The sequence below is a fragment of the Nitrospinota bacterium genome (genome assembly GCA_016208975.1).
GTDB lineage: Bacteria > Nitrospinota_A > UBA7883 > UBA7883 > JACRLM01 > JACQXA01.
The window spans coordinates 93,376-119,582 of the sequence record JACQXA010000004.1 but is presented as its reverse complement, the minus strand read 5'-3'; the positions used below and the strand labels follow the sequence as shown (position 1 = coordinate 119,582).

Here is a 26,207-nt window from a genome sequence, read left to right as displayed (position 1 = left end):
GCCATGTTGACGCCTAAAAAAGTAAAATACCGCAAACGCCAGAAAGGGCGGAACAGGGGCACCGCTTGGCGCGGCTCGTCCATAAGCTTCGGCAAGTTCGCCCTTCAGGCCGTGGAGCCCGGTTTCATAAGCAACCGGCAGATAGAGGCGGCCCGTATCGCCATAAGCCGCCATGTGAAGCGTGGCGGGCGCATATGGATACGCATTTTCCCGGACAAGCCGCTGACCAAGAAGCCCCTCGAAGTGAGGATGGGTAAAGGTAAAGGCGCGCCGGAGTTCTGGGTGGCCAGGATCAAGCAGGGAAGGATACTGTTCGAGCTGGACGGGGTGGAGGCTGAGGTGGCCAAAGAGGCCATGCGGCTGGCGGCGCACAAACTGCCCATGGCCACGCGGTATCTTAACAAGGAAGAAAGGAGCTTTGCGCTGTGAAGGCTGTCGAATTTAAGGAGCTTTCAAACGAAGAGCTTGGCAGGAAGCTTGAGGATCTCAGGCAGTCCTACATGAAACTGAGGTTTCAACACGCCACGGCCCAGCTGGACAGCTCGGCCAAGATTAGGGGCGCGCGAAAAGATATAGCCAGGGCGCTAACCGCGCTCCGGCAAAAGAGCCTGGCCAAAGGTTAACCGCCTTAGGGGCGTTAGCGGATTTAAAAAGAAGGTATGGAAGAGAACAAGCGAGGCTACCGGAAGGTTAGGGTCGGCGTCGTGGTGAGCGACAAGATGGACAAGACTGCCGTGGTGAAAGTGGAGCGGCGCGTGGCGCACCCCAAGTTCAAGAAGATAGTCACCATGTCCAGCAGGTATCACGTTCACGACGAGAAGAACGAGCTGAAAATAGGCGACAAGGTGCGAATCGTCGAGACGAGGCCCCTGAGCAAGAATAAGCGGTGGAGGCTTGGCGCCATCCTTGAGCGTAGCGTAGGTTAGAGGAGACGTAGAGCGATGGTTCAGTTGCATACCGTGCTTGAGGTCGCCGACAATTCAGGCGCCCGCAGAGTGCGGCTCATTAAGGTGGCCGGCGGTTCCCACCGCCGCTACGCCAGCATAGGGGATGTCATCAAGGTTGCGGTGATAGAGTCCATGCCGGAGAGCAACATAAAAAAAGGCGTGGTGAAGAACGCGGTGGTTGTGCGGGTTAAGAAAGAGTTGCGGCGCGAGAACGGCACATACGTGAAGTTCGACAACAACGCGGCGGTGCTTGTGGACGACAACCATGAGATGATCGGCACCCGCATTTTCGGCCCCGTGGGCCGGGAGCTTAGGGCCAAGCAGTTCATGAAGGTCATTTCTCTGGCTCCGGAGGTGCTGTGATGACCGGAGGTAAGAGCGTGAAGCTGAGACTGAAGAAAGACGACGTGGTGATGGTTATCGCTGGCAAGGAGAAGGGCAAGAAGGGGCGCATCCTCGAGTCTTTTCCCGAAGAAGGGCGCGTGATAGTGGAGAAGCTGAACGTTGTAAAACGTCACCAGAAGCCCACCCAGCGCCAGCGCCAGGGCGGAATCATTGAGAAAGAGGCCAAGATGCAGGCCAGCAACGTGCAGATATTCTGCGCGAAATGCCAAAAGCCTGTGAGGATTGGCCACAAGATACTCGACAACGGCAAAAAAGTCCGCGTCTGCCGCAAGTGCGGTGAGATGCTGGACCTGGTGTAAAGAGCAGGATATGGCCGCGCTAAAAGACAGATACAAGAAAGAAGTGGCGCCCGCCCTGATAAAGGAGTTCGGGTACAAGAACGTAATGCAGGCCCCCAGGGTGGCGAAAATCGTCATCAACATGGGCCTGGGCGAGGCTACGGCCAACCCCAAGATCATCGAGACCGGGGTTTACACCCTCACCCGCATAAGCGGCCAGAAGCCGATGGTGACTTCCGCCAAGAAGGCGATAAGCAACTTCAAGCTCCGCGAGGGGCTTGGGATCGGCGTGATGGTTACCCTCCGCGGGGAAAGGATGTACGAGTTCCTGGAAAGGCTCATAGTGGCGGCCATCCCCAGGATAAGGGACTTCAAGGGGGTTTCCGGCAAGGCTTTCGACGGCCATGGCAACTACACCCTGGGCGTAAAAGAGCAATTGATCTTCCCCGAGGTCGAATACGACAAGGTGGAGAAGATAAAAGGGATGAACATATCCATAATAACGACCGCCAGGACCGACGCCGAGGGCAAGAGCCTTTTGCGGAGCCTTGGCATGCCGTTCCGCAACTGACGAGGTTTTTTATAAAATGGCCAAGAAAAGCATGATAGCCAAGCAGTCGCGGACGCCCAAGTTCGCGGTGCGCGCATACACCCGGTGCAAGTGTTGCGGCAGGCCGCGCGCGTACCTGCGCAAGTTCGCCTTGTGCAGGCTGTGTTTCCGCAAGTTGTCGCTGGAGGGTAAGATTCCCGGCGTCACAAAGAGCAGTTGGTAAAGGTAGGGCGAAAAAATGAACATTACTGATCCAGTGGCGGACATGCTGACCCGCATACGCAACGCGGTTATGGCGCGGCACGACAAACTGTCGCTCCCTTCCTCCGGCCTGAAGGCGGAGCTTGCCGCGGTGCTCAGGCAGGAGGGTTACATCCGCGGGTTCAAGATCATCCGCGACAACAAGCAGGGTGAGCTGAGGATTTATCTCAAGTACTCCGGAGACATCCCCGCCATCCGCGGGATCAAGAGGGTGTCCAGGCCCGGCATGAGGGTTTATTCCGGGGTGGACGACATACCGGTGGTGCAGAAGGGGCTGGGCACGTCCATCCTCTCCACGAACAAGGGAATCATGACAGACAGAGAGGCCAAAGAAGCCCGTGTGGGCGGCGAAGTCCTCTGTTGTGTGTGGTAGTTAGAGGCTTAATAAGCAAATGTCACGGATTGGCAAAAAACCGATAGATGTCCCGGCGGGTGTCGATGTGAAGATCGACGGCGGGAATGTGACCGTAAAGGGTAAGCTGGGCCAGCTTTCAAGGCAGGTCCACCCCAACATGAAGGTCTCTCTGGCTGACGGCAAGCTCAGCGTTGAGCGTCCGAACGACCAGCGGGAGAACCGCTCTTTGCACGGCCTCACCAGGGCGTTAATCAACAACATGGTTGAGGGCGTCTCCAAAGGTTTCTCCAAAACCCTCCTCATAGAGGGCGTGGGTTACCGCGTGGCGGCCAAGGGCAAAGGGCTGGAGTTCACGCTGGGTTACTCCCATCCGATAGACATAGAGCCTATCGAAGGGATAACCTTCAACGTCCCCAAACCCACCGAGCTTACGGTGGTGGGCGTGGACAAAGAGGCTGTGGGGCTCATAGCCGCCAACATCCGGAAGTTAAGGAAGCCGGAGCCGTACAAAGGTAAAGGCATAAGGTACTCGGACGAGACCATCCGGCGCAAAGCCGGCAAGGCCGCGTCCAAGTAACCACGTAACATAAAAGCAGGTTTTTAAGGTTCACGCGATGGACAGCGTTTTAAGAGAGAAGAACGACAGGAGAGCCGCCAGGAAAGCGCGGATTCGCAAAAGAATCAGTGGCACCGCGGAGCGGCCGAGGGTTTCAATCACTTTCAGCAACAAGTACGTTTCCGCTCAGCTGATAGATGACGTGGCGGGGAAAACTCTGGTAGCGGCGTCTTCCCAGGAGAAGGACGCGGCCGTAAAAGGCAAAAGCGCCGCCGCGGCCAAGTGGGCCGGGGCTACCTTGGCGGAGCGGGCGTCCAAGATTGGCGTTCAAAAAGCTGTGTTCGACCGGAACGGGTATATCTACCACGGCCGGGTTAAGGATCTGGCGGACGCAATACGAGAAAAAGGGATATTGATGTGAACGGAGCCAGGGCTGGCCGCAGGACACGCGGCGATGAAGCGTCCGACGGGCGTGACAAAGAGTTCATTGACAAGGTCATCCACATAAACCGCGTGGCCAAAGTGGTCAAGGGCGGCAGGCGCTTCTCGTTCTCCGCCCTGGTGGTGGTGGGCGACAGGGCCGGCCGTGTGGGGCTTGGCACCGGCAAGGCCAACGAAGTGCCGGAGGCTATCCGCAAGGCGGTGGCCAGCGCCAAGAAGAGGATGGTCAAGGTGTATATCCACGACTCCACCATCCCCTATGAAGTTACGGGTAATTTCGGGGCTGGCAAGGTTTTGATGAAACCGGCCTCCCGCGGTACCGGCGTTATAGCCGGCGGCGCCGTGCGCGCCATACTGGAGGCGGCGGGTGTGAAAGACATCCTCACCAAGTCTTTGGGCTCCTCCAACCAGAACAACATGGCCAGGGCGGCAATGGAGGCTTTGAAGCTTCTGTACAGCCCGAGCGTAATCAAAGAAATACGGCTCTCCAGGGCCGAGTCTTCCATGGCGGGTGGCAATGAAACTGCATAATCTAAAAAGCCCAAACGGCTCTCGAAAGAGTAGGAAAAGGGTTGGAAGGGGCTGTGGCTCCGGTCACGGCGGCACTTCCGGCAAAGGTCACAAGGGTCAAAAGGCCCGTTCCGGCGGAACTGTTCCGCCTTGGTTTGAAGGCGGGCAGATGCCCCTTTCCAGGCGGCTCCCCAAGTTCGGTTTCACCAACATCTTTAAAAAAGATTATGTGGTGATCAACCTGGACACCATCGAAAAGCTTGGCCTTTCCGGCGAAGTTACGCCCGACACCCTGGTGGAGAAGGGCGTTATAAAAGCTTCCGAGAAGGGTAAAGTGAAAGTGCTGGGCCGGGGCGAGATAACCAAGCCCGTCGCCGTAACAGCCGCGGTGTTTTCTAAATCCGCCGCCGCCAAGATAGAGAAGGCGGGCGGCAAGACCTCCGTAGGGTAGGCCGTGCTGGGTCAGGGCCTGGCCGCCATAGTCAACATCCCGGAGCTTAAGAACCGGGTCCTTTTCACCCTTGGGATGTTGGCGGTTTACCGCATCGGCTCCCACATCCCCGTTCCGGGGGTGGAGACCGCCGCCTTGGCGGACTTCTTCCGCAACATGTCCGGGACCATGTTCCAGTTTTTCGACATGTTCACCGGCTCAAACTTCTCCAACGCCACCATATTCGCGTTGGGTATCATGCCGTACATCAGCTCCTCCATCATCATCCAGCTTCTAACGGTGGTTGTACCCACCCTGGAAAAGCTGAAGAAGGAAGGGGAGCAGGGGCAGAAAAAAATCACCCAGTACACCAGGTACGGCGCCGTTGCGCTGGCCAGCATACAGGGTTTTGGCATCTGCCTTTGGCTTGAATCGTTAAAATCCCCGGCGGGCCAGCTTGTTATAGCAAACCCAGGCTGGGGTTTCAGGATCTTGACGGTGGTCACCCTCGCCGCTGGGACGGCGTTCCTTATGTGGCTTGGCGAGCAGATAACCGAGCGGGGCATAGGCAACGGCATATCGCTGATAATATTCTCCGGCATAGTGGCGGACATGCCCACCGCCTTGATCCAGACGTTCCAGCTTATCAGCATCGGCCAGCTGAACGCGGTGGTGATGGTGGGGCTTGTGGCGATGATGGCCGTGGTTATCGCCGGTATCGTTTACATGGAGTCTTCCCAGCGCAGGCTCACCATACAATACGCAAAGCGCCAGGTGGGCCGCAGGATGGTGGCTGGCACGCAGAGCCACCTGCCGCTGAAGCTTAACACCTCCGGGGTCATTCCCCCGATTTTCGCGTCGTCTATCATCATGTTCCCGGCGACCCTGGGCAATTTCATCAGCGCCTCGGCCGCTCCCTGGCTCGCCGGCGTGACGGACATGCTCCGCCCGGGCCACCTGGTTTACGAGATGATATACATCGGCGCCATATTCTTCTTCTGCTACTTCTACACCGCGGTGATATTCAACCCGGCGGATGTGGCGGAAAACCTGAAAAAATGGGGCGGGTTCATCCCCGGCATCCGGCCCGGCCAGCCCACCTCCGAGTATATAGACAAAGTGCTTTCCCGGCTTACGTTCGCCGGCGCAATATACCTGTCGGTCGTCTGCATTATCCCCGACGTGCTAATATCACAGCTTAACGTGCCGTTCTATTTCGGCGGCACCGGGCTTTTGATAGTGGTTGGCGTGGGGATGGACACGATGGCGCAGGTGGAGTCGCACCTTGTTATGAGGAACTATGAGGGGTTCGTCAAAAAGGGCGCGATAAGGAGCCGCAGGTAATTATTCACTTCAGGCGGAGGCGCTTGAAATGCGATTGATATTGCTGGGTCCGCCGGGGGCGGGCAAGGGCACGCAGGCCAAGATCATCACGGACAGGTTCGGCATTCCCCAGATATCCACAGGGGACATTCTCCGTCAGGCAATCAAGGACAGGACCCCCATGGGCCTGACCGCAAAGAAGTATATGGACGCCGGGGAGCTTGTGCCCGACGAGGTGGTGATAGGCATAATAAACGACCGTATCACCCAGCCGGACTGCCTGGAAGGTTTCATACTGGACGGGTTCCCCCGCACGGTAAAACAGGCGGAGGCCCTGTGCGTGGCCCTCAACGAGCTAGGCGCGGAGATGGACTACGTGCTCGACTTCAACGTGGAGCCGTCTTTGCTTTTGGACAGGCTCACCGGCCGGAGGGTGTGCAAACAGTGCGGCCAGATGTTCCACATAACCCACAACCCGCCGAAAAGCGAAGGCGTGTGCGACAGGTGCGGCGGCCAGCTGTATCAGCGGGACGACGACAAGGAAGAGACCATCCTCAAACGGTTCGAGGTTTACCGCCAGCAGGCCCAGGCGCTCCGGTCGTTTTACGAGGGGCGTGGAAAATACAAAATGTTCGACGGAGCCGCCGCCATTGATGAAGTGAGCAGGCAGGTGATGGAAACGCTTTCGTCCTGATGGCCATAAATTACAGGACAGACGAAGAGATAGACAAGATTCGCGCCGCCAACCAGATCGTTTCCGCGGCGCTGGACAGGCTCGAAGAGATTGTCCGCCCGGGCGTCACCACCGCGGAGTTGGACAGGGAAGCCGAAAAAATAATAAAAAAAATGGGGGGCAGACCCTCGTTTAAAGGTTATCGCGGTTTTCCCAACGCCCTTTGCGTGGCGGTGAACGAGGGGGTGGTGCATGGCATCCCGGGCAGTTATGCGCTGAAGGAAGGGGACATAATAGGGCTGGACCTGGGAGCCGAGAAGGATGGCTATTATGGCGACTCCGCCCGCACCCTTCCCGTGGGCGCCGTAAGCCCGGAGGCCGGGAAGATTATAAAAGTCACCAGGGACGCGCTGATGAAAGGCATCTCCCAGATACGGCCCGGCGGCCATGTTTCAGACATTTCCAACGCCGTGCAGACCCACGCGGAGAGCCAGGGTTTTTCCGTGGTCACATCATTTGTGGGGCATGGGATAGGCTCCCAGCCCCATGAGGACCCGCAGGTGCCCAATTTCGGGCGGCCCGGGCGCGGCCCGGCCTTAAGAAAAGGGATGGTGCTGGCCATAGAGCCCATGATAAACGCCGGAACGGCGGAAGTGGTTATATTGCGGGACGGGTGGACGGTGAAGACCTCCGACGGCGCTTTATCGGCCCATTTTGAGCATTCCGTGGCCGTAACCGCCGAAGGATACGAGATTTTAAGTATTTCACAAAAATAATGTTGTGTAATTTAATTTATGTCTGTTAAAATAACCCTTTTTCGACGCGGATAATATCAGTAAGCCAAGAGGCGGTGATTTTATGAAGGTAAGATCGTCTGTAAAGACCATTTGCGACAAGTGCAAGGTAATAAAGCGCAACGGCAAGATACGCGTGATATGCGAAAATCCGAAGCACAAGCAAAGACAGGGTTAGTTTTTCCAGAGGGAACGAGGTAAGGAGAGTATATGGCCCGCATCGCTGGGATCGACATCCCGAGGGACAAAAGGGTTGAGGTGGCGTTGACCTACATCTATGGGATAGGCCCCGCTACGGCCAAGAAGATATTGAAAGACGCCAACGTGAACGGCGACATCAGGGTTAAAGACCTGACCGAGAACGACGTGAACAACCTGAGGAGCATCATAGAGAAACAGCACCAGGTTGAGGGCGATCTGCGCCGCGACGTGCAGATGAACATAAAGCGCCTGATGGACATAGGTTGTTACCGTGGCCTGAGGCACCGCAAGGGGCTTCCGGTACGGGGCCAGCGCACCAGGACAAACGCTCGCACCCGCAAGGGCCCTGTGAAAACCGCCGGGTCTGGGCGGCGCAAGGAAGCGAAGAAGTAGCTTTCGGCTGATGGCCGCCATATGGCGGCGGGCCGGTTAACGGTTTAGCGAAAAAACGGGATATGGCAGAGAAAAAGCAGGTGAAGGCGGCCGCGCCTAAAAAGCGGCTTAAGAAGGTTGGCGCCGTGGGCGTGGCCCATGTGCGGTCCACGTTCAACAACACCATAATCACCATCACCGACCCTACGGGGAACGTGGTGGCCTGGTCGTCATCCGGCGCGCAGGGGTTCAAGGGCTCCCGGAAGAGCACCCCCTTCGCCGCGCAGATGGCGGCGGAGAACGCCGCCCGCAAAGCCATAGAAATGGGGATGCGGAAGGTGGAGGTGTTCATTAACGGGCCCGGCGCTGGGCGCGAGGCGGCGGTTCGGGCCTTGCAGGCCGCCGGTCTTGAGGTGGATCTTATAAAAGACGTCACCCCTATCCCGCATAACGGTTGCAGGCCGTCCAAGCGCCGCAGGGTCTGACGCTCGGACAGGTTTTACTGGAGTCTGGAAGGAGAAGGTTTTGGGAAAATACGTTGGCCCCGTTTGCCGCATGTGCCGGCGCGAGGGTATGAAGCTTTTCTTGAAGGGAGAGCGTTGCCTGTCCAAGAAGTGCGCCGTAGAGAGGCGCGCCTATCCGCCTGGCATGGCCGGCCAGATGAGGGGCAAAATGAAAGAATACGGCCTTCAGCTTCGCGAAAAGCAGAAGGTCAAGAGGATATACGGTGTCCTGGAGCGTCAGTTCCGGGGCTATTTTGAGAAGGCGGAGCGGATTCGCGGCGTTACCGGCGAGAACCTTCTTCGGCTTCTTGAGACCAGGCTGGACAGCGTGCTGGTGAAGCTGGGCTTCGCCTCCAGCCCGTCCCAGGCCCGGCAGATGGCGCGCCATGGGCATTTCATGGTGAACGGCCGGAAGGTGGACATACCCTCTTTCCGCGTGAAAAAAGGTGATCAGATCACCGTTTGCGCCGGGAGCGACAAGCTTATTGTTATCGCCTCGAACCTGGAGAAAAAGTCGGACAGCCAGGTGCCTGACTGGCTATCGCTGGACAGGGCGGCGCTTCGCGGCGTGGTGAGCGACATGCCTTCGAGAGATAGCGTGCAACTGCCCATACAAGAGCAGTTGATAGTGGAGTTGTACTCCAAGTAGTCGGACTCTTTGGAAGATATATTACCCACTAGGAGGTGGCATGAAAACGGCCTGGCAGGGATTGGTTAAGCCTAAAAAGCTGGAGATCGATCCAAAAACCAAACAGACAAACTATTCCCTTTTCGTGGCCGAGCCATTTGAACGCGGTTTCGGCACCACCATAGGCAATTCTTTGCGTCGGCTTCTGCTTTCCTCTATCCCGGGGACGGCCGTGGTGGCGGTGAAGTTTGAGGGGGTGCATCACGAGTTCTCCAACATTGACGGGGTGGTGGAGGATGTCTCCGACATCATCCTCAACCTTAAACAGCTGGTGCTCCACAAAGACACCGATGACGACGCAACGCTTATCCTTTCCGCCAGCGGAAAAGGAGAGGTGAAAGCGGGTAATATCGAGGCTCCGGCCGGCGTTACTATCCTCAACAAGGATCTGCACATCGCAACCCTTACCGAGGATAAGGCGAAGCTCAAGATTGAGATGATAGTGCGGCGCGGCAGGGGTTACGCCCCGGCCGAGCGGAACCAGAACCCCAACTGGGACATCTCCGTGATCCCGGTGGACTCCGTGTTCTCCCCCGTGCTTAAAGTGGCCTTCCGCGTGGAAAAAACCCGCGTGGAGCAGTCTTCCGATTACGACAAGCTGATCCTGGAGGTCACCACCAACGGCTCCATAAAGCCGGAGGACGCTTTGGCCCAAGCCGCCAAGACCCTTAAGGATCATCTGCAGATTTTCATAAATTTCGAGGAGCAGGAGGAACTGCCCACGAAAGTGCTCAACCAGGACAGGTTGCGCGTGGCCATAAATCTGCGCAAAAGCGTGGAGGAACTGGAGCTTTCGGTGCGTTCATATAACTGCCTGAAGAACGCGAGCATAAAGACCATTATGGAGCTTGTGGGCAAGACCGACCAGGAAATGCTCAAGACCCGGAACTTCGGGCGCAAGTCCCTCAACGAGATAAAGGAAATCCTTGAAGGGATGGGGCTCCACCTTGGCATGAACATCGATGAGTACAGGGAAGAGCTGGTAATGCTCGAACAGGGTTCGGTTAGCCTGTAACGGCCCGCCCTGGTGAACAGAATAGAGGTTTAGGATGCGTCATTTAAAGCAGAAAAAGCATTTCAGCAGGACAACGAGCCACAGGGTGTCCATGTTCCGCAACATGGTTAGCTCCCTGCTGGCGTTCGAGAGGATAACCACCACCCTGCCCAAAGCCAAAGAGCTTCGCCGTGTGGCCGAGCAGATGGTCACTTTGGGCAAGAAGGGCTCTCTGGCCCACCGGCGCAAGGCGCTGTCTTTCGTCCGCGGCAAAGACGTGGTGGCCAAGCTGTTCGGCCCGCTGGCAGAGCGCTACAAAGACAGGCCCGGCGGCTATACCCGCATTTACAAGCTGGGCTTCAGGGTAGGCGATTCGGCTCCCATGGCCATCGTGGAGCTTGTAGACAGAGACGAGTCCGCCGCTCCGAAGAAACGCACCCGCAAGGCGGCGGAGGCCCAGCCCGCCCAATAAGGGGTTTTCCCCACGCCATAACGCGCCGGGCCGTCTTTTTAGACGGCCCGGTTTTTTTGCGCCTGGTGGACCGCTGGCGCTTGAATCCCAATGCCTTATGGCATACGATAACCTAGCCTGAAAACTTTAACGGGTTAAGTGGTTTGGCGGGGTCAGAAAGCAAGTGCCCTTATTGCGGAAGCAAGAGCTTCTCCGGCGGCGTGAAGTCTCCGGATGGTTCAATTAGGGCCCGTTGCGTCAAATGCGGCAACTCTTTGATATTCCCTCCACAGCCGGCCGCCGGAACAATAGGGGCTCCACAAAAGGATAGCAAGGCCGTTGGCGCCTCTCCCAAGGTTGAATTAAAGGCCGGAGCCGGCGATGAAAGGGAAGCGAATTTACAGGCCAAGGAACTTCTCATTGAAGGAGCCGCGCTTTTTAACGATAAGAAATATCCTGCCGCCGTCATAAAATTCCGGGCCGCTTCGGATAAAGTCCCGCGGAACATTGATATCCTCCAGGCTTTGGCTACCGCCTGCTCCAGACAAAACCTTTTATACGAGGCTCTGGCGGCCTATACAAAAATACTGGAGATAGACCCGTCCCACAGGGAATCCCTGTTAAAGGCCTCCATGCTCCATATACAGCGTAAACGGTACGCCCAGGGGGAAGGGTTTTTGAAGAAGCTCATTGAGCTGGAGCCAGGAAACGCGCAGGCCGCGCTTATGCTCAAGATCGCCGAAGACAACAAGCGGCTCGAAGAAAGCGTAGCGGCCATGAAACGCGCCCATGAGGCGCAGGTGGAAACGACATCTCCCATCGAGATCATCACCGGATTGATTGGGGCCGCCGGGCGGAAAACGAAAATCTACGCGTCCGGGTGGGTTGCGTTCCCACTGTTTCTTATAGCGATAAGGGGGGTGGCCGGGCCGGACTCGGCGGCAACCCCGTGGCTTCTGTACCTTTCGCTTTTCTATACGGTTTGGCTGGCGTTGAGCCTTCACGAACTGGGGCATGGAGTGTGCGCCCTATTTCTGGGGGACGACACCGCATTGAAATCCGGCAGGGTGACGTTGAACCCTTTGAGCCATTTCTCCACGATAGGTAGCGCGGTTGTCCCGCTATTTGCATATCTTGCCGGGGGTGTGGTGTTCGGCTGGGCGAAATCCGCTCCCTTTAACCCGGTTAACATGAAACGCCAGCCTTTGGGAGCGGTGTTAACGGCGGGTATGGGGCCGTTCACAAGTTTTATGGTCTCTTACGCCATGTTCATCCTGTTTATGGTCCTGGCGGCGGCCCATAACTCCATCCACCCTGAAAGCCATGTGTGGTTCACCGCCGCTCTTTCCGACCCGATCAAAGCCGGGGCCGGATACCTGGAGCCTTTCTGGTTCGTCGCGTTGGAGCTTACGGCCCTGGGCGCGGTTATAAACCTTCTGGTGGGGGCCTTCAACCTGCTTCCCTTCCCCCCCCTGGACGGTTGGTGGATATTAAAAGCCGCCGCGCCCCGGCTTCTTACCCCCCGGGTGGAGCGAAAAGCCACGTTAGGGGGCGTTCTGGCGTTGGCGGTGGCGGTGGCCACAGGATTTGCTCCTTTGTTCTTGTATCCGGCTTATGTGGCCCTGTCGTTTTATTATTTCGTGTCCGGAGCGGCGCTATGACGGGGCAGGGGATTGTTTGCGTCCGGTGCGGATTAATGGATCCGGAAGGCGTCCTTGGCGCTAAATGCTCCGCCTGCGGAACAGTAGTGAAGGAACGGCGGGAAGATCCATACGACAACAAGCTGTTCGGCGTAAACCTCAACGCTTTCCAGTTAAAAGATGTTATCCTCGCGGAAACCGGGGATAAAACGGGCTGGGGCCGGGCCACCGCCGCCGCGTCCCTGGCCGCGGGATGGTTCATCGGCCGCGCCACCAGGCGGCCGCTGGTAAAGCCCGCGTTCAAAGGACGGTTGTTGAAATACTCCAGAACCAGCCTTCCAAAGGCTCCGGAGATTGATAAGAAACTGCTTAACGGGGTCACTTCATCCTTGCGGGGCCATGGGTTCATCCCCGTGATGGACCGGGTGGTTGATTCGTTGATACCTCGCCGGTTCGAGCGGCTTTTCGCCAACAAAGAACGAAAATTATACGCCTTGGCGCTTTTCGAGCCGCCATCGGAGCGGGCGGAGATAATGGTGATAGCCCCCATGGGGGAAACCGGCGAGAAGTTCGCGATAGCCTCGAACCATTCTCCGTGGATATTGGCCGACCCCATGGGCGAGGCGCAGTTTTTCCCCGGCGCGCCCGTGGAGGAGCTATTGGCCGCCGCCGATTATAAAACAGCGGGGCAAGACCGGTCTTTAATGAAATTCTCCATGAAAGATTTCGTGGCGCGCATGGCGGACATCCATGAGCGCCGGTTCGACCTGGCTGTGAAAAACAAGATTCTGCTCAAAATCCGCGAGATGAAAAAGGACGAGGCGTTGATAGTCCCTTCGGCTCCGGTCTGCGAGAATCATAAAGACACTCCGGCGGTGGCAGTTTGCGCGGCATGCGCCAAAGCGGTATGCCTTTCCTGCCATAACCGGTTCGACGGGAGGGTTTATTGCCCCGAATGCCTGCCCAAAGAGGCCAAAGCGGGGGAAACACCATCGCTAGATTCCCCGGCGGAAGGGCTTATGCCCGCAGGTTTGGCCCTGCGGGGATCCATCAAGGTTTTCGAGTTCCTAATGTTCGCCGCGCTTCTCACCGTCCTGTTTCCGTGGGAAGCGTATCCAGCCTCAAAGATTGTTTACTCCACCATGGCGTCGGTCTTGTTCATCGGCTATTTTTATTACCCGGTAACGAAATGGGGAGCGACACCAATTCAGCGTTTGTGCGGCGTGGCTGTGGTGGATTCGGAGAGCGGGGAGCCGCCAAAGCCAGCCTCGTCTTTGGCGCGGACAGGATACCTGTTGCTTTCACTAGTAGCTTTATTCCCGTTCATAGGCTACCTCGCGGCGTTTAAAGACCCTCTGCGGCGCGGCGTACATGACAGGCTGGCGGGAACGCTGGTGGTTACGCTGAACGGGGGGCAAAAAGAGAAAATCGGAGCCGCCTCCCTGATTGTTATGGCTGGCATGTTGTCGCTGGCCGGGTATCAGTTGAAAGGGGAGGCGTTGCGGGTGGCCGCCACGGCTTTGGGGGGTGTGACGGCGCCGGGGTATGTTTCACTTCCGGCCAAATGGCGCGTTAAGGCGGATAGCGTAGCCACGCTCAACGGGCCCAACATGGCCGCCGTATTGATTGGAGGGGAACTGACGGCCTTTGATGTCGCCACAGGCAAACCGTTGTGGATATCCGCCGCCCAGGGGGTTGAGAGGATACTGGCGGATCCAGGCTCCAGCCTATATTTTGTCATCGGCAAAAAGGACGGCTCCGGTTTTATAGGGGCTGTTTCCTGGAAGAACGGTTCCCTGGCGTGGACGGCCAAGCTTCCCGGCTACCCGGCCACGGCATGGGCTTTTACGCCTAACGGACTGGCCGTGGCTGGCGGCGATCAGGTAACGGCCTTCGATAAGGCCGGCAAGAAAATGTGGAGCGTTCCGGCGGATGGGCGGATTACCGCTATCACCACCGCCAGAGACACGCTGATAATTTCGGTTACTGGCCATGGCTCACGGGTGATAAGCCAGAGGGATGGCGCGCCGTTGTCCCGGGCGGCGGGATTAAAACCCGTGGCGCCGGGGGCGGAGGGGGCTTACCTTTTTTCCGGCAGGTTCAACTCCATGACGCTGATCCCCTCCACCGGCGCGGCGGTGTGGAAATATGAAGAGCCGTTGAGTTTCGCCACTGAAGAAACCTATGGGGGGAATACCTTATTCGCCCGGCAGGCGGCGGTGGACAAAACCACCGGGGCCATGGCGTTCAAATATCCTGAGGGGTGCGTTTGCGCGGGAATGATAGGGAAAATGCCCGCGTTAACCTGCCCGGCGGAAAGGAAACTCATGGTGGTGGACAACGCCCGGGGCAGGACGCTAGGGGAGTTTTACGGCATCCCCCGTCTGGACAGGGTGAAACTGCTTTGGGAGGACCAGGAGGGGTATCATCTGGCCGCCACGTCCAGCGTACAGGGAGATTGGGTGAAAACAAGGCTCATCACCCTGGATCACCCATTCACCAGGATAAAGGTCGCTGAAATAGCCGATTTCGATGGAGAACCGGTGATTTTTTACAATGAAGACCGGGGTGCGCTGTTCATTTCCGACGGCAGGGGCGCCGGGGCATACGAAGCTCCAAAAAACAGGTGAAAAGCAAGTTATGGCCTACCTTATCGCTGAAATAGGTTTCTCCCATTCCGGGGACTTGGACCTGGCGTTGAGGATGATCGAGTCCGCCGCCAGATCCGGCGCGGATGCGGTTAAGTTCCAGTCCTTCTTCGCCGATGACCTGTATTTCCCCAACCATGAGCTGTACCCCATCTTCAAGGCTGGTGAAATTTCACCCGATGCCCACCGTATGTTAAAAAACGCCGCAGACTCCAATGGGGTGGATTTTCTTTCAACTCCCTTCAGCGTTTACTGGGTGGATGAGCTTTCGAAGCTGAACCCGGCGGGATACAAAATAGCCTCCATGGATCTGAACAATCCGGTTCTGCTTGCGGCCGTGGCCCGGAAGGGAGGGAAAGTTTATCTTTCCACCGGCGGTGGAGAACTGGAGGAGGCGCGGCAAGCCGTGGCCCTCCTGCGGAAGAACGGCGCGGCGGAAATATGCGTTTTTCATTGTGTATCGAATTATCCCACCATGCCGGAGGAGGCTATGCTGGGTATGATTCCTGAGTTGAAAAAAGAGATGGGCGTTAGGGTGGGTTTTTCCGACCATACCTTGGGTACGGCGGTTGCCACGGCGGCGGTGGCCTTGGGGGCGGAGGTAATAGAGAAACATTTCACCATAGATAAAAACCTGCCCGGCCCCGACCACAAGATTTCCGCAAATCCAGAGGAGCTTTCCATGCTGAAAAAGTCCATTAAAGAGGCGGAAAATGCCATAAAAGCTCCTCTACCCGGAGCGCAAAACCGGCCGGACTCAAACAAGGTCCACCTTATGCGCAGGGGTATATACGCCGCTTGCGCCATAAACAAGGGGGATGTAGTGACACTGGAGAAGTTAAAACTTGTCCGCCCGGAAGTAACGCCACTCAATATGCTGGATAGCATCGTAGGGAAGCCTGCCCGCAAGGATTTCAAGGAGATGGAACCGCTTTGAGGAATGTATCGAAAAGTTGCAATTAAATGGCATAAATATTAACTTGATTAATAATTTATTTTAAGCCAATATTCAGACTTGCTTAAAAAGGGCTAGGTTTGAATTCCATACTTTCCGTGGCTGATATGGCGGTTGAAAAAATTCTTGTGGTGGAGGACTCCGCCGTTACCCTCAAGTTAATCGAGCTTCACCTGCTTAAGGAGGGTTATTCCGTCATAACCGCCGCCAGCGGCCTTGAAGCGGTGGACCGGATGTATGAGCATACGCCGGACCTGATAATCTCCGACATCATGATGAATGATATGGACGGGTTCTCGCTGTTGCAAAAGATCCGGGCCGAGAGATGGTGGGCTGGCATACCGTTCATTTTCCTTTCCGCCAAATCCTCCATCGAAGACAAGCTTATGGGTTTCAAGCTTGGGGGGGACGATTATATAACCAAGCCTTTCCAGGTGGAAGAGCTGGTGGCCCGCATCCGGGTGAACCTGGGCAAGGTGGCCAAATTGAAGCGGGACACTTCCACGGACTATCTCACCGGCGCCTTAAACCGGCGGGCGCTGGAGAACCGGCTGGCCATGGAGATACACCGTAGCCAGAGGTTTAACCGGGTGTTTTCCGTTGCCATGCTGGACATAGACCATTTCAAGAAACTCAACGACACCTGCGGCCATCTGGCCGGGGACGAAGTTTTACGCGGCGTTACCCAGGCCATCCAGGAAGCGGTAAGGGACATAGACGTGGTGGCCCGGTATGGTGGGGAGGAGTTTGTCGTAATCATGCCCGAAACAGGAAAAGATAGCGCTTTTTCGGCCATGGAGAGGCTAAAGGTCTCCATATCTGAAATGGTTATGGGCCAGGCATGCGGCCAGCCGCTGAAAACCCGTGTGAGCATAGGAATTTCAGAGTTTCCGGCCGATGGGTGCGACGCGGAGGAGATAATAAAATCGGCTGATTCAGCCTTGTACCAGTCCAAAAACGCCGGGCGAGACCGGGTAACGCTATTTTCCCGCCCCAAAAACCAGTTCAACTAGCCTGCCATTATAGTTGAGCGGGGCCCGGGCATTTCTTATAATAACTCACGACAGGAAACATGACTGGCGCCGCTGTTCCGGCGTCTTAAATTCCAACAGGCGCCAAGGAGATATTTCCCTAAATGAAGCTATTTATCGATTCCGCTGATATTAACGAGATCCGCGAGGCCAACTCCCTCGGGGTCATCGATGGCGTTACCACCAACCCAAGCCTTGTCTCCAAGACCGGTAAGGACTTTAAAACCGTGATCCGGGAGATATTGGCCGAGGTGGACGGCCCCATAAACCTGGAGGTCATCTCGTTGCAGGCAGACGGTATGGTGGCTGAAGGGCGCGAACTGGCCAAGATCAGCGAAAACGTGGTTGTGAAAATCCCCATGACCACCGAGGGCTTGAAAGCCGTGAAGATACTCTCCGGCGAGGGGATAAAGACCAACGTCACGCTGGTGTTTTCCGCCAACCAGGCTCTGCTGGCGGCCAAGGCCGGGGCGACCTACGTGTCTCCCTTCGTTGGCCGGCTGGACGACATTTCCCACAACGGCATGGAGATAGTCGCCCAGATACTGGAGATATTCACCAACTACGGTTACGACACCGAGGTGATTGTGGCCTCCATACGCAACCCCCTTCATGCGCTGGAATCGGCCCGGATGGGGGCGGACGTGGCCACGGTGCCGTTCTCCGTTATCGGCCAGCTCGCCAAACACCCCCTTACAGACATCGGCATCGAGCGTTTTCTGAAAGACTGGGAAAAGGTCCCGAAGAAATAGCCCAGCGCGGTTTTAGAGCGGATCATGGCCGACGCGCTGGTGGCGGGTGGGGATGTGGTGAAACGGTATGGCCCCTACGCCGCCGTGGACGGGGTGTCGTTTTCCATCCTGCGGGGGGAGTGTTTTGGCTTTCTTGGGCCCAACGGGGCCGGAAAAACCACCCTGCTTAAAATGATCCAGTGCCTTGCGCCTTTAACCTCTGGCCGGGTGACGGTGGACGGGATGGAGGCTGGGCAAGACGACCGCAAAATAAAATCCATCATCGGTGTGGCGCCCCAGGAAGACAGCCTGGATCCGGACCTTACGGTGTTCCAGAACCTGGTGATCTACGCCGGTTATTTTGACATCCCCCGCCGTCAGGCGGAACGGAAAGCCGATGAGCTTCTAAAATTCTTCCACCTGGAGGAAAAACGGGCGGAGAAGATCCGCGTTCTTTCCGGCGGCATGCGCCGACGGCTGGTGATAGCCCGGGCGCTGGTGAACGACCCGAAGTTATTGATACTCGACGAGCCCACCACAGGGTTAGACCCACAGGCGCGCATAGTTATATGGCGCAAGATAGAAAACCTGAAAGCCGAAGGGGTGACCATGATCCTCACCACCCATTACATGGAAGAAGCCCGCAGGCTTTGCGACCGGCTGGCGATCATGAACATGGGCAAGATAATGGCCACCGGAGCCCCGGATGCGCTCATGCGCGACCACTTGGGGGAGACGGTTGTGGAGGCCCGCCCCCGGCCCGGCATGGAAGACAAGCTGGAACCATCCCTGAAAAGGCTGGGAGCGGCTTTTGTCAGGGCCGGGGATGTTTACCTGGTGTTCAAGACGGCGCCAGGCGCTATACCTGCGGAACTGGCGGAGGCCAGCCTTATCTCCACAAGGCCCGCCTCCATGGAAGACCTGTTCATGAAAATCGCCGGGCGCCATCCGGGAGGTATGTGAAATGGTGACACGCCGGGCGTTTCATGTGTGGCTACGCAATTTCGCGGTGTACCGCTCATATTACAAGCCCAGCCTCGTGGGCAACTTGGGTGAGCCATTGCTGTACCTCTTCGCCATGGGGTTCGGCATAGGGGCGTATATCACCGACATCAAGGGTATGCGGTACATGGAGTTCATCGCGCCGGGTTTGATTGTCACCTCGTCCATGTACAGCGCCGTGTTTGAGTGTACCTTCGGCTCCTACACCCGCATGACCATCCAGCGCACTTATGAATCCATCATTTCCACCCCGGTTTCCTTGCAGGACCTGGTGGCGGGGGAGATATTGTGGGGCATGACAAAATCGGTAATATCCGCCGCGGTGATGATATTCATAATGACCCTGTTCGGGTTATACACTCCATCGGTTTCCATTGTGGGGATAATGGTGACCGTGGCTTTCACGGGGCTGGTTTTCGCCGGCGGGGCCATGTGTTTCTCGGCGCTGGCGCCAAGCTACGAGTTTTTCAATTACTTCTTCACGCTGTTCATCGCCCCCATGTTCTTTCTGTCCGGGGTGTTCTTCCCGCTGGACCCGTTCCCGCCAGCGGTGCAATGGCTTTCGCTGGCGATGCCCGCCACCCACTCGGTGAACCTTATCCGCCACTTTTTCCATGGCGGCGACGGCAACGGGCTTTTAATGGCCGCGCTGTTCCTGGTTACGGCCACAGCGGTGTTCGGCGTTCTGGCCGAGCGGTTGGTGCGCCGCCGGATTATCGTTTAAACGATTACTCCATCAGCCACTGCTCCGGATGGAAGAGAAGAGCCGGGCAACACAACGCTGTTTTTCACCTGGGCGCCATCGCCTATAACCGCCCCGGCGTGAATGGCCGCGCTGGGGCCGATGATGGCATTGGCCCCTATTTGCGCTCCGGGCTCTAGATAAACAGGGGGTATTATCCGCGCGCCGGGCTCCATATTTATCCCGGCGTCCCGGGATGATTCTCTCCGGTCAAGAAGGCCCATGACGGTCTTGTGGTAATCTTGCGCCGTGCCCACGTCTGTCCAGGGCGTTTCCATCGCCACGCCGTATAGCCCCTCGCCCATCATGGTCATGGGCATATAAACCTCTTTGGAAATGTCCACAGCCCGGCCAGCGGGAATCCCCTGAAAAATGGATGGGGATAAAATGGAGCAACCGGTGAACATTAAAAGCCCGGCAGAGCCGTCATGGCCCGGCCCCGTGGCGGAAAGATAGCGGGTGATAAGCCCCTGGCCGTTTACCGCCAATGGGCCGTATTTCACCGGGTCTGGGTTTTTACGCAAGGCCAGCGTGGCGACTGCGCCGGATTTTTCATGGGCGGCCATCAGGTTGGCCCAGTCCGGCTCCATGATAACGTCGGAGTTCAAAACGGCGAAGTTGTCACTATCCAGCCAACGCTGGGCGTTTTTGATACCCCCGGCGGTTCCGAGAATCTCTGTTTCCCGCGAAACGATGATCTCCACCCCGTAATCCATTTTTGCCACCCGCTCTTCTATCATGGGGGCCAGATGATGGGCGTTAATGACAATCTTGTGCGGGTTCAGCTTCAAAACCGTCTCCACGGCGATCCTCAATAGATCCCGTTCCAGCACTGGAAACAATGGCTTGGGCCTTTTTAGTGTGTGGGGCAGAAGCCTTGTGCCCAATCCCGCGGCCAGTATCATGGCGTTCATATGCCAACTTTCTTTGCGTAACATGTCATGAGCGGATAGAATAAACCATTTTATCCGTAAACGACACATACGAGGTTTTAAAGGAAGTGGGTTTCAACTGTGGCATCGTAGGTTTGCCCAACGTGGGCAAGTCCACCATATTTAACGCCCTTACCGCGGCGGGGGCGGCGGCGGAGAACTTTCCGTTTTGCACCATAGAGCCCAACGTGGGCATAGTTCCCGTGCCGGACAGGCGGCAGAACCGGCTGGCCGAGATTTCCGGCTCCGAAAAAATACTCCCTACAACCCTGGAGGTGGTGGACATCGCCGGGCTTGTGGCCGGGGCCTCCAAGGGAGAGGGTTTGGGCAACAAGTTCCTGGGTCATATCCGGCAGGTGGACGCCGTGGCCCACGTGGTGCGATGTTTCGAGGATGAGAACATAGCCCATGTGGCCGGTTCGGTAAATCCGGCGTCGGACATAGAGGTCATCCGCACGGAACTTCTGCTGTCGGACATAGAGACCATAGACAAGCGCATAGCCGCAGTGGAGAAGGGCAAGAAAAGCGGCGACAAGAAATTGCTGGAGGGGCTTCCCAAATACCAGGCGCTCCGCCAGAGCATGGACGAGGGGCATCTGGCGCGGATGGTTATGGAGCCGGGCGATGAGGAGCTTTACCGCGACCTGTTCCTTATAACCGCCAAACCGCTCATCTACGTTTGCAACGTGATGGAAAATGATTTGAACCGGGAGACGGACACGCTTTCCGCCGTGCGCGGAGTGGCTCAAAAGGACGGAGCCTCGGTTGTGGCCATCTGCGGAAAAATAGAGAGCGAGCTGGCGGAACTTTCCGGCGAGGACAGGAAAGCGTTCCTGGCGGACCTGGGGCTGGAAGAGTCCGGCCTGGAACGGTTCATCCGCGAGGGGTACAGGATACTGGATCTTATCACCTACTTCACCACCGGGCCTAAAGAGACCCGGGCATGGACCATCAAGCGCGGTACCAAGGCGCCTCAGGCGGCGGGGGTCATCCATTCGGATTTCGAACGGGGTTTCATACGGGCCGAGGTTATTTCCTTCGATGATCTGGACAGGCTGGGCTCTGAACAGGCGGTGAAGGAGAAGGGGCTCCTTCGCATAGAAGGCAAGGATTACGTGTTCAAGGATGGGGATGTGGCCCATTTCCGGTTCAACGTTTAGTAGTCTGGCGGCGCGCCATGGGAGATGAATTTCCACCAGGTGGCGCGCCAGAAGGCGTTTTTACCCGCAAAGCCGGCCTGGCGGATCTGGCGGCCCTGCACAAGCTGGACAACGCGCTTTTCCCTCCCGATATAGCTTATGACCCGGAGACGTTCCTTTTCTACCTGCTGGACAAGAGCTCCGAGGTGATAATGGCCGGGGATTCCGCCGGGCTGGCCGGTTTTTCGATAATCAAAAAAGAGTCCAAAACCCGCGCAAACCTTGTGACCATAGACGTGGAGCAATCCAGGCAGGGGAGGGGGGTCGGCTCATTGCTCTTATCCATGGCCCACATGGCGGCGGCAACCTGGGGCGCGTCCCAGGTTGTTCTGGAGGTGGACACAGGCAACTTGCGGGCCACAAAGTTTTACGAGAAACACGGTTACACGAAAACGCGGATCCACAAGGGCTATTACCCCAACGGAGCCGACGCCTGGGAAATGCGAAAAACCCTAGCCTAATTTCTTCGGGAGAGTTGTTCCATATCCTCCGGGCTGTTGAGGTTGATGAACGACCGTAGCTCGGAATCCACAGTTTTAAACACCTCTTCGCCGATCAGCGTTTTATGTAGTCCCTTGCGAAACTCATCGAACTTGATGGATCCCTCGGCGATGCGGTCATTGAACCGTTCCATTGCCTTGGTGGAGTAGCGGGCCAGCAAGCCCTGTTCAAGGCCGTTCACGAAAGGAATCGCCGCATCGAAACCGTTCATGGGATATGCGAGGATTTTTTCGGCCACCGCCGGGCTTATATAAGGCATGTCGCAGGCGGCAAGAAAAATTTCGTCCGCGCCGGTGTTGGCGAAAGCCGAATGAAGTCCAGATAGAGGCCCCATGCCGGTGATGATGTCCGGATATATAGGGAGGTTTAGGTGGTGAAAACCTTCCGGCTGGTTGGCGATTATCACGATGTCGCTACAAACCGGCTTGACCGCTCCGATTACCCTTTCGATCATCATCACCCCATCCACCTCGATAAACGACTTGTCGCGTCCCATTCTGCGGCTGGCCCCGCCGGCCAGAATGGCGGCTATTGTCTTTATGTGTTGGGTCATATGCGGCGCCGTGCCGGGTTAAGGGTGGGGTTCCACCCAATGGGAGCCGTTTACGAAGATCTCTTTTTTCCAGATGGGCACACGGTTTTTCAACTCGTCTATCAGCCATTCACAAGCGTCGAACGCCTCGGGGCGGTGGGCGCCCACGGCGATAATCAGAACGATGTTCTCTCCGGCGGGAATCCTGCCCAACCGGTGGATTATAAGGCAGTCCAGCACGCCGAACCTGTTCTTCGCATCGGCCTCAAGTTTTTCCATCTCTTTTTGGGCCATGCCCTGGTAATGTTCGAACTCCAGCGCTACAACCTTCTCGCCCCGGGAAAAATCCCGAGCGGTCCCTATGAAAGCCACCGTTCCTCCGGAGGCTCCATTCTTTGCGATAAGCGCCGAAGTCTCGGCGCCAATGTCGAAATTTTCCCGCTGGAGCCTGGCCACGGCCTATAACCCCCCTGAAAGAGGCGGAAGGACGGCCACCTCGTCACCGTTCGTCACCATCGCATCCAGCCCCTGCATTTCCTGGTTTATGGCGAACAAGAGTGAGGGGTGTGTCAATATGGCCGAGTCCACCCCAATAGCCCGGGCCGCGTCTGCAAGGAACGTTTTTAGAGGGGTGGGGGCCGAGACGATAACCTCCATCCCCTCTCTTCCAGCCCTGTCTTTTACGGACGCGAAGAATTTAAGTGTCGCCATAATTAACCAAATATAAACCAGCGTAAGGTTTCAAATTGCCGCATGGAGCCATTATAGTGGAATATAATCAAGTTTACAGCCGCCACTGAATGGGGGAAGTTAGAATGACCGGAATTTATGAAGTTCTCGCCCACAATCCCCTTTTATACCTTTTCATCGTAGCCGCCGTGGGGTATCCGCTAGGGCGCATTAAAATATTTGGCTGTAGCCTGGGCGTGGCCGCGGTGCTTTTCGCCGGGCTTCTTTTCGGGTCGCTCCACCCGGAGTTGAAACTGCCGGAGATAATTTATATCCTCGGGCTGGCGCTTTTCGTTTACACCATCGGGCTGTCTTCAGGCCCATCCTTCGCCTCGTCGTTCCGCAAAGAGGGGGTGAGGAACAACGCTTTAGCCCTTGGCGCCATATTTTTCGCCACCGTGGCCACGGTACTGGCCGCATGGGCTCTCAACATCAAGTCCACCCTGGCCAGCGGCATGTTCGCCGGGAGTTTGACCAATACCCCGGCGCTGGCGGCAATGCTGGAGACGCTTAAGAGCATAGCGCCAAAAGAAGTGGTGGAAAAGGCCCTCTCCGAACCGGTGATAGCCTATTCCATCACCTATCCCATGGGGGTGGTGGGCATACTTCTGGCCATAACGCTGGCACAGCGGATATGGAAGGTGGATTACGAAGCCGAGGCGGCGAAGATGAAAGACGTGATATCAGGCAAAGAGCCGCTTATCACCCGCACGTTTCTCGTCACCCGTAACGAAGCCACATACCTCACCATCCGCGAGATGTTCATCCTTTACCAGTGGAACGCCGCGTTCGGCAGGGTTAAACGGAGTGACGATTTTTTCGTGGCCGTGGGGGAAACCAAACTTATGCTGGGCGATTTGGTTGCGGTTGTTGGCCCCCACGATGAACTGGAAAAAATATCCCATTACCTCGGTGAGCCTTCCGCGGAGCATATAGAGCAGGAGAAGGGCGACCTGGAGGTGCGGCGCATTTTCGTCTCCAACCCGAAAGTGGCGGGAAGAAAGTTAAAAGAGCTGAAGGTGGACGAAAAATATTGCGCCGTGGTGACGCGCCTTCGCCGGGGGGATTCCGACGAGGTGGTGTCTGGCTCCACAATTCTGGAGCTTGGCGACAGGGTGCGCGTGGTGGCCCGGCGGGACAGGATGGCCGAGGTGAGCGCCTTTTTCGGGGATTCTTACCGGGCCGTCAGCGAGGTGGACATAATGACCTTCAGCCTGGGGCTTGCCATGGGCCTTCTGGCGGGAATACTACCCATTACGTTGCCGGGCGGAACCGAGGTGAAACTTGGTTTCGCTGGCGGGCCGCTTGTGGCAGGTCTTGTTTTGGGGGCGTTGGGGCGTACTGGCCCCATGGTGTGGAACATCCCGTACAGCGCCAACATGACATTGCGGCAGATAGGCCTTGTAATGTTCCTGGCGGGGGTGGGCACCCGCGCCGGATACGGTTTTGTGAACACGTTTATGGACGGCGGCGGGCTTGTAATCTTTTTCGCCGGGGCCGTTATAACATTCACAACGTCCATGCTGGCGCTTACTGTTGGGTACAAGCTGTTAAAAATACCTTTCGGGGCCCTTACAGGCATGGTTGCGGGCATCCACACCCAGCCAGCCGCGCTGGGATTCGCGCTGGAACAGGCCAGAAGCGACATTCCCAACCTTGGTTATTCGTCGGTATATCCCGCCGCCACCATCACGAAGATTTTGCTGGCCCAGCTTCTGCTGGCCAATTCCTTCCTTAATTTCTAAACACTCCTTTCATATTCGCTTAAGCTTCACCCGTTAACCTCTAACCATGATCAATCCACCATGGAGTTGGCAAGTCATGGGCAAAGCGGAACGGGTGAAAGTATGGCGCCTTCCGGTGAGGCTATTTCATTGGGGCCTGGCGGCCCTGTTCCTTCTGGCGTTCGTCACGGAGGACGGGTCTATAAACGTTCACGCCGCCGCGGGATACGCCGCCGCGGGGCTTGTGTTTTTCCGTCTGGCCTGGGGATTCGTGGATGACGGGTTCGGTTCGATAAAGGCATTTCTGCACAAACCGGCCGATGTGATGGCCCATCTTTCGGCGATGCTCACGGCCACGCATAACCGGTATCTGGGGCACAATCCCGCCGCCGCGGCCATGGCGGTAGCGCTGATGGCGCTGATTCTGGCCACTGCGGGCTCTGGCGTTCTGGCATACGGAGCGGAGGAGATGGCCGGGCCTCTAGGCTTCCTGTTCAGCCGGGGCAGGGGCTGGGAGGACGAACTGGAGGATATTCACGGGTTTTTCGCAAACACAACGCTGGCCATGGCTTTTATCCACTTGGCCGGGGCGGCGCTGGAAAGCGTTATTCACCGGGAGAACCTGGTTTGGTCAATGATCACCGGTTACAAAACTGGATTTCAGAAGGAGTGAACGTATTATGAGATTGTTACTGGCATGTCTGTTAATCGTCGCGGCCACTTTCACCGCCGGCGCCGGATACGCGCTGGCCGCCGCCGCGGATGTCCTGTTGGACAAGTACAAAACCGAGGGCGCGAAAAGTTTCAACGCCGGGCGCGGCGAAAAGCTCTGGAATACGGAGTTCACAAGCAAATCCACGGGAAAACCGGTCTCCTGCGTATCCTGCCACAACGCGGAGTTTAAAAAATCCGGCAAGCATAAGGAGACAGGGGAAAACATCGAGCCTTTGGCCCCGTCGGTGAACCGCAAGCGGCTGACAGATACGGCCTTCATTGAGAAATGGCTGAAGCGAAACTGCAAAGGGACCCTTGGCAGGGAATGCACGCCGCAGGAGAAGGGCGATTTACTTCTGTATATAAAGAAACAGTAAAATGGGAAAGGATAGTGG

Annotated in this window: 37 protein-coding genes; 33 read left to right on the top strand and 4 right to left on the bottom strand. The window is 56.9% G+C overall.

Annotated features, from left to right (window positions below):
- The first annotated feature begins 3 nt into the window (after positions 1–3).
- From rplP to HY751_03965, 28 genes are all read left to right on the top strand, one after another.
- Positions 4–429 (top strand): 50S ribosomal protein L16, encoded by a 426-nt coding sequence (rplP, locus tag HY751_04100; protein ID MBI4665575.1) that lies wholly within the window; start codon positions 4–6, stop codon positions 427–429.
- The gene (gene rpmC, locus HY751_04095) at positions 426–623 is read left to right on the top strand and encodes a 50S ribosomal protein L29 (protein ID MBI4665574.1); all 198 of its coding nucleotides are present in this window, start codon (positions 426–428) and stop codon (positions 621–623) included. Before rplP ends, rpmC begins: the two co-directional genes overlap by 4 nt.
- A 36-nt stretch (positions 624–659) precedes the next feature.
- A complete protein-coding gene (gene rpsQ / locus HY751_04090) occupies positions 660–926 on the top strand; it encodes a 30S ribosomal protein S17 (GenBank protein ID MBI4665573.1) in 267 nt (88 codons plus the stop codon).
- Between the two features lie 15 nt (positions 927–941).
- Positions 942–1,310 carry a 50S ribosomal protein L14 gene (rplN, locus tag HY751_04085; GenBank protein MBI4665572.1) on the top strand — a complete coding sequence of 123 codons (369 nt, stop codon included), beginning with the start codon at positions 942–944 and terminating at the stop codon, positions 1,308–1,310.
- A gap of 23 nt (positions 1,311–1,333) precedes the next feature.
- Positions 1,334–1,651 carry a 50S ribosomal protein L24 gene (locus HY751_04080; GenBank protein ID MBI4665571.1) on the top strand — a complete coding sequence of 106 codons (318 nt, stop codon included), beginning with the start codon at positions 1,334–1,336 and terminating at the stop codon, positions 1,649–1,651.
- Positions 1,652–1,661: 10 nt separating this feature from the next.
- Positions 1,662–2,201, top strand: coding sequence for a 50S ribosomal protein L5 (gene rplE, locus HY751_04075; protein MBI4665570.1), 540 nt, complete (start codon positions 1,662–1,664; stop codon positions 2,199–2,201).
- Between the two features lie 16 nt (positions 2,202–2,217).
- On the top strand, positions 2,218–2,403 hold the full coding sequence (locus HY751_04070) for a type Z 30S ribosomal protein S14 (protein MBI4665569.1): 186 nt from the start codon (positions 2,218–2,220) through the stop codon (positions 2,401–2,403).
- Between the two features lie 15 nt (positions 2,404–2,418).
- Complete coding sequence (gene rpsH / locus HY751_04065; GenBank protein MBI4665568.1) at positions 2,419–2,814, top strand: 30S ribosomal protein S8; 396 nt, start codon at positions 2,419–2,421, stop codon at positions 2,812–2,814.
- A 19-nt stretch (positions 2,815–2,833) separates the two neighbouring features.
- Positions 2,834–3,373 carry a 50S ribosomal protein L6 gene (gene rplF / locus HY751_04060; protein MBI4665567.1) on the top strand — a complete coding sequence of 180 codons (540 nt, stop codon included), beginning with the start codon at positions 2,834–2,836 and terminating at the stop codon, positions 3,371–3,373.
- Positions 3,374–3,410: 37 nt separating this feature from the next.
- On the top strand, positions 3,411–3,773 hold the full coding sequence (locus tag HY751_04055) for a 50S ribosomal protein L18 (protein MBI4665566.1): 363 nt from the start codon (positions 3,411–3,413) through the stop codon (positions 3,771–3,773).
- A gap of 65 nt (positions 3,774–3,838) precedes the next feature.
- Positions 3,839–4,324, top strand: a complete 486-nt coding sequence (rpsE, locus tag HY751_04050; GenBank protein ID MBI4665565.1) for a 30S ribosomal protein S5 — start codon at positions 3,839–3,841, stop codon at positions 4,322–4,324.
- Positions 4,311–4,754: a 50S ribosomal protein L15 gene (gene rplO / locus HY751_04045; GenBank protein MBI4665564.1), complete on the top strand. Its 444-nt coding sequence runs from the start codon at positions 4,311–4,313 to the stop codon at positions 4,752–4,754. Before rpsE ends, rplO begins: the two co-directional genes overlap by 14 nt.
- A 3-nt stretch (positions 4,755–4,757) precedes the next feature.
- On the top strand, positions 4,758–6,077 hold the full coding sequence (gene secY, locus HY751_04040; protein MBI4665563.1) for a preprotein translocase subunit SecY: 1,320 nt from the start codon (positions 4,758–4,760) through the stop codon (positions 6,075–6,077).
- Between the two features lie 28 nt (positions 6,078–6,105).
- Positions 6,106–6,750: an adenylate kinase gene (locus HY751_04035; protein MBI4665562.1), complete on the top strand. Its 645-nt coding sequence runs from the start codon at positions 6,106–6,108 to the stop codon at positions 6,748–6,750.
- On the top strand, positions 6,750–7,505 hold the full coding sequence (gene map / locus HY751_04030) for a type I methionyl aminopeptidase (GenBank protein ID MBI4665561.1): 756 nt from the start codon (positions 6,750–6,752) through the stop codon (positions 7,503–7,505). Before HY751_04035 ends, map begins: the two co-directional genes overlap by 1 nt.
- Positions 7,506–7,587: 82 nt before the next feature.
- Positions 7,588–7,701, top strand: coding sequence for a 50S ribosomal protein L36 (gene rpmJ, locus HY751_04025; GenBank protein ID MBI4665560.1), 114 nt, complete (start codon positions 7,588–7,590; stop codon positions 7,699–7,701).
- A gap of 32 nt (positions 7,702–7,733) precedes the next feature.
- Entirely contained in the window at positions 7,734–8,117 is a 384-nt protein-coding gene (gene rpsM, locus HY751_04020) for a 30S ribosomal protein S13 (GenBank protein ID MBI4665559.1), read from the top strand.
- A gap of 62 nt (positions 8,118–8,179) precedes the next feature.
- Positions 8,180–8,581: a 30S ribosomal protein S11 gene (gene rpsK, locus HY751_04015; GenBank protein ID MBI4665558.1), complete on the top strand. Its 402-nt coding sequence runs from the start codon at positions 8,180–8,182 to the stop codon at positions 8,579–8,581.
- 40 nt (positions 8,582–8,621) lie between these two features.
- Positions 8,622–9,248, top strand: coding sequence for a 30S ribosomal protein S4 (rpsD, locus tag HY751_04010; GenBank protein ID MBI4665557.1), 627 nt, complete (start codon positions 8,622–8,624; stop codon positions 9,246–9,248).
- A 40-nt stretch (positions 9,249–9,288) separates the two neighbouring features.
- Positions 9,289–10,302 (top strand): DNA-directed RNA polymerase subunit alpha, encoded by a 1,014-nt coding sequence (locus HY751_04005; protein ID MBI4665556.1) that lies wholly within the window; start codon positions 9,289–9,291, stop codon positions 10,300–10,302.
- A 34-nt stretch (positions 10,303–10,336) separates the two neighbouring features.
- The gene (gene rplQ / locus HY751_04000; GenBank protein ID MBI4665555.1) at positions 10,337–10,753 is read left to right on the top strand and encodes a 50S ribosomal protein L17; all 417 of its coding nucleotides are present in this window, start codon (positions 10,337–10,339) and stop codon (positions 10,751–10,753) included.
- A gap of 503 nt (positions 10,754–11,256) precedes the next feature.
- Positions 11,257–12,393: a site-2 protease family protein gene (locus tag HY751_03995; GenBank protein ID MBI4665554.1), complete on the top strand. Its 1,137-nt coding sequence runs from the start codon at positions 11,257–11,259 to the stop codon at positions 12,391–12,393.
- Between the two features lie 35 nt (positions 12,394–12,428).
- Positions 12,429–15,002: an RDD family protein gene (locus HY751_03990; protein ID MBI4665553.1), complete on the top strand. Its 2,574-nt coding sequence runs from the start codon at positions 12,429–12,431 to the stop codon at positions 15,000–15,002.
- 10 nt (positions 15,003–15,012) lie between these two features.
- Positions 15,013–15,957 (top strand): N-acetylneuraminate synthase family protein, encoded by a 945-nt coding sequence (locus HY751_03985; protein MBI4665552.1) that lies wholly within the window; start codon positions 15,013–15,015, stop codon positions 15,955–15,957.
- 125 nt (positions 15,958–16,082) lie between these two features.
- Positions 16,083–16,988 (top strand): diguanylate cyclase, encoded by a 906-nt coding sequence (locus HY751_03980; protein MBI4665551.1) that lies wholly within the window; start codon positions 16,083–16,085, stop codon positions 16,986–16,988.
- Between the two features lie 122 nt (positions 16,989–17,110).
- Positions 17,111–17,758: a fructose-6-phosphate aldolase gene (gene fsa / locus HY751_03975; GenBank protein ID MBI4665550.1), complete on the top strand. Its 648-nt coding sequence runs from the start codon at positions 17,111–17,113 to the stop codon at positions 17,756–17,758.
- 24 nt (positions 17,759–17,782) lie between these two features.
- Positions 17,783–18,700: an ABC transporter ATP-binding protein gene (locus HY751_03970; GenBank protein MBI4665549.1), complete on the top strand. Its 918-nt coding sequence runs from the start codon at positions 17,783–17,785 to the stop codon at positions 18,698–18,700.
- A gap of 1 nt (position 18,701) precedes the next feature.
- Positions 18,702–19,463 (top strand): ABC transporter permease, encoded by a 762-nt coding sequence (locus HY751_03965; GenBank protein ID MBI4665548.1) that lies wholly within the window; start codon positions 18,702–18,704, stop codon positions 19,461–19,463.
- On the opposite strand, the gene HY751_03960 is transcribed toward HY751_03965, so the two are convergent.
- On the bottom strand, positions 19,460–20,395 hold the full coding sequence (locus tag HY751_03960; protein ID MBI4665547.1) for an NDP-sugar synthase: 936 nt from the start codon (positions 20,393–20,395) through the stop codon (positions 19,460–19,462). The two genes, HY751_03965 and HY751_03960, sit on opposite strands and share 4 nt — an antisense overlap.
- An 86-nt stretch (positions 20,396–20,481) precedes the next feature.
- Between HY751_03960 and ychF the strand changes: the two genes are divergently transcribed.
- Complete coding sequence (gene ychF / locus HY751_03955; GenBank protein MBI4665546.1) at positions 20,482–21,573, top strand: redox-regulated ATPase YchF; 1,092 nt, start codon at positions 20,482–20,484, stop codon at positions 21,571–21,573.
- Positions 21,574–21,590: 17 nt separating this feature from the next.
- Entirely contained in the window at positions 21,591–22,073 is a 483-nt protein-coding gene (locus tag HY751_03950; GenBank protein MBI4665545.1) for a GNAT family N-acetyltransferase, read from the top strand.
- Here the strand turns inward: HY751_03950 and HY751_03945 are convergent.
- Genes HY751_03945 through HY751_03935 form a run of 3 tightly spaced genes read right to left on the bottom strand, consistent with a single transcriptional unit; the run spans position 22,070 to position 23,356 of the window.
- The gene (locus HY751_03945) at positions 22,070–22,666 is read right to left on the bottom strand and encodes a molybdenum cofactor guanylyltransferase (GenBank protein MBI4665544.1); all 597 of its coding nucleotides are present in this window, start codon (positions 22,664–22,666) and stop codon (positions 22,070–22,072) included. The two genes, HY751_03950 and HY751_03945, sit on opposite strands and share 4 nt — an antisense overlap.
- An 18-nt stretch (positions 22,667–22,684) precedes the next feature.
- Entirely contained in the window at positions 22,685–23,101 is a 417-nt protein-coding gene (locus HY751_03940) for a molybdenum cofactor biosynthesis protein MoaE (GenBank protein MBI4665543.1), read from the bottom strand.
- 3 nt (positions 23,102–23,104) lie between these two features.
- Positions 23,105–23,356, bottom strand: a complete 252-nt coding sequence (locus tag HY751_03935) for a MoaD/ThiS family protein (GenBank protein MBI4665542.1) — start codon at positions 23,354–23,356, stop codon at positions 23,105–23,107.
- A gap of 113 nt (positions 23,357–23,469) precedes the next feature.
- Here HY751_03935 and HY751_03930 point away from each other — a divergent pair, with 113 nt between their 5' ends.
- From HY751_03930 to HY751_03920, 3 genes are all read left to right on the top strand, one after another.
- Positions 23,470–25,119 (top strand): transporter, encoded by a 1,650-nt coding sequence (locus HY751_03930; protein MBI4665541.1) that lies wholly within the window; start codon positions 23,470–23,472, stop codon positions 25,117–25,119.
- Positions 25,120–25,195: 76 nt separating this feature from the next.
- Positions 25,196–25,771 (top strand): cytochrome b/b6 domain-containing protein, encoded by a 576-nt coding sequence (locus HY751_03925; protein MBI4665540.1) that lies wholly within the window; start codon positions 25,196–25,198, stop codon positions 25,769–25,771.
- Between the two features lie 7 nt (positions 25,772–25,778).
- Positions 25,779–26,189 (top strand): DUF1924 domain-containing protein, encoded by a 411-nt coding sequence (locus tag HY751_03920; GenBank protein MBI4665539.1) that lies wholly within the window; start codon positions 25,779–25,781, stop codon positions 26,187–26,189.
- Positions 26,190–26,207 lie beyond the last annotated feature (18 nt).